The organism is Finegoldia magna, from assembly GCF_018371055.1.
Lineage (GTDB): Bacteria > Bacillota > Clostridia > Tissierellales > Peptoniphilaceae > Finegoldia > Finegoldia magna_I.
In genome coordinates, this window is the sequence record NZ_JAGYZD010000306.1 from 1 (window position 1) to 1,729 (window position 1,729).

Annotated in this window: 1 protein-coding gene and 1 pseudogene; one reads left to right on the forward strand and one right to left on the reverse strand. The window is 34.9% G+C overall.

Translation table 11 applies throughout. The annotated features are described in order from the left end of the window. The first annotated feature begins 225 nt into the window (after positions 1-225). A complete protein-coding gene (gene rbsK, locus KHW44_RS09375; RefSeq protein ID WP_304068822.1) occupies positions 226-1,104 on the forward strand; it encodes a ribokinase in 879 nt (292 codons plus the stop codon). 220 nt (positions 1,105-1,324) lie between these two features. Here the strand turns inward: rbsK and KHW44_RS09380 are convergent. Further along, positions 1,325-1,729 (reverse strand): annotated as a pseudogene (locus KHW44_RS09380) (alkane 1-monooxygenase); the annotation flags it as partial.

Sequence of the window (1,729 nt, forward strand, 5' to 3'; positions counted from 1 at the left end):
CGATACATAATTTTTGAGATTTTGTTTGAAATCTTGTTTCTTATCGTCCATAGTTTCCTCCAATTAATATTCTTATTTAATAATATACCCATTTGAAAAACATTAATTCACAAATTTGGGATTAAAGAAAAGTTGTTTGAATTACAAAATTTGATTTGTATTGTATAATATAAGATATATTAAGAAAAACTCTTAGCGTAAATGCGAAGATTTGAGGAGAGATTTATGTCAATTTTAGTTATAGGAAGCGTGAATGTAGACACTACATATAATTTGGAAAATTTCCCGAAACCTGGAGAGACAATATCGTCCATATCAAAAAGTAGATCTGTAGGGGGCAAGGGTGCTAACCAAGCGATTGCTTGTCAAAAACTTGGTGGCGATGTGAAGTTTCTTGCGTGTGTGGGAAATGATATGGACGCTGATTTTATTTTCAAAAATATGAAGGAATACGGCGTGGACACATCAAACATCATCAAAAAAGATGTGGACACAGGAACTGCGCTAATAAATGTGGATAAAACTGGACAAAACGAAATAGTTTTGGATCATGGGGCAAATTATGCGATTACAATCCAAGATATCGACGATAACATCGAACTTTTGGATGAATGTGATATTTTGATTTTGCAAATGGAAATCCCACAAGAAGTCAATGAATATGCGATAAAAAAAGCGAAGGAAAAGGGAGTTTTCGTGATATTGAACCCTGCTCCAAGTGAGTTCGAAGTGGAAAATATTTTAGACAAAGTGGATTTGTTCGTGCCTAATGAAAATGAAATTTTGAGATATTCAACCAAAAAAAACTTGAACGAAGCAGCAGATGAATTATTGGACAAAAATGTAGGTTCTGTAATAATAACCTTGGGAGAAAATGGCTCTGAGTATTTTTCAAAAGCAGAACACATTACACAAGATGCCATCAGAGCAAAAGTTGTGGATACAACATCTGCAGGAGATTGCTACATTGGAGCGATGGCTGTTATGTTAGATCAACAAAAATCCATCAAAGAAGCGATGGAGTTTGCCACAAAAGCATCATCAAAGACTGTAACCAGAAAAGGATCTGGAGAATCCATCCCAACAAAAGATGAAATAATGTAAAACTTTCAGGATTTGCCTGAAAGTTTTTCTTTTAGAAAAGCAGAACAATAGTAGATAAACCATCATACACGAATATCAGATATTAGTGCGTGATGGTTTGCTTTTTTGGTATGATTGGTTTACTGCTTAAATTATTTTATATTTCAAGAGTCATCTCCTGATTTTTTTTATTAAACCACAAAACCATCCAGAATTTTCTGGATGGTTTTTCAATAGCCTTCTAATCATTCAACGCCAAATCTTGTATGATTTCGTAGTTTTCTTTTAATAGTTTGAAATCTGGAATATAAGATGCGGCGATGATTTCGTCTGGATTGTATTTTTGTTTTATTTCCATGAATTGGTCTTTTACAGAATTCACATCTCCTTCAATTCGAAGTCCACGGGCAGTTCTTATCATGAATTTTTCGATTGATGTGAGTTCTGGGCTGTTGTTAGGGTCTGCTTTTAAGAATGCATCTCTGTTGTTTCTGTTTTGGATTTGCAAGAATATGGAGATGGCTTGTTGTTTGATGTGCTCTGCGGCGTCTTTCTCGTAAGCTGCGTTTGCAGATACTCCAAGCATTACGTATGGTTTGTCCAAATACTTCGATGGCGTGAATTCTTCGCGGTAGATTTTGAGTGC